This is a genomic window from Phenylobacterium sp. (assembly GCF_024508875.1).
In the GTDB taxonomy this organism is placed as follows: Bacteria; Pseudomonadota; Alphaproteobacteria; order Caulobacterales; family Caulobacteraceae; genus Phenylobacterium.
In genome coordinates this window covers 18,839-19,248 of record NZ_JANINU010000322.1, presented here as the reverse complement: position 1 = coordinate 19,248, position 410 = coordinate 18,839, and the positions used below count along the sequence as shown (strand labels likewise).

At 70.2% G+C, this 410-nt stretch carries 2 protein-coding genes; both read left to right on the top strand.

The features are described 5' to 3' along the window. Window positions 1–147: 2Fe-2S iron-sulfur cluster-binding protein (locus Q0L11_RS21075; protein ID WP_296599884.1), on the top strand; the 147-nt coding region annotated here is incomplete at its 5' end. Then, window positions 144–410: molybdopterin cofactor-binding domain-containing protein (locus Q0L11_RS21070; protein ID WP_296599880.1), on the top strand; the 267-nt coding region annotated here is incomplete at its 3' end. The genes Q0L11_RS21075 and Q0L11_RS21070, both read left to right, overlap by 4 nt.

Genomic DNA, 410 nt, shown 5'->3' with positions numbered 1-410 from the left:
CAGGCCGCCGCCCTCCTGAAGACCACGCCCCACCCCACCGACGCCGAGATCGACGCGGCCATGACCGGCAACCTCTGCCGCTGCATGGCCTATATCCGCATCAAGCGCGCCATCAAGGCCGCCGCCGGGAAGGGAGTGACGGCATGAACGCCATCGACCTGTCACGCCGCGGCTTCCTGGTCAGCGTCACCGCCGCCGGCGCCGCCTTCACGCTCACCGCGCCGGCCCAGGCCGCCGGCGCCTACGAACCGACGATCTGGTACGCCATCGACCGCGAGGGCGTGATCACCGTCCACGTGATCCGCGCCGAGATGGGCCAGCACGTGGGCACCGCCATCGCCCGCATCGTGGCCGACGAACTGGAAGCCGACTGGTCGAAAGTGCGGATCGACCATGTCGACAGCGACCCG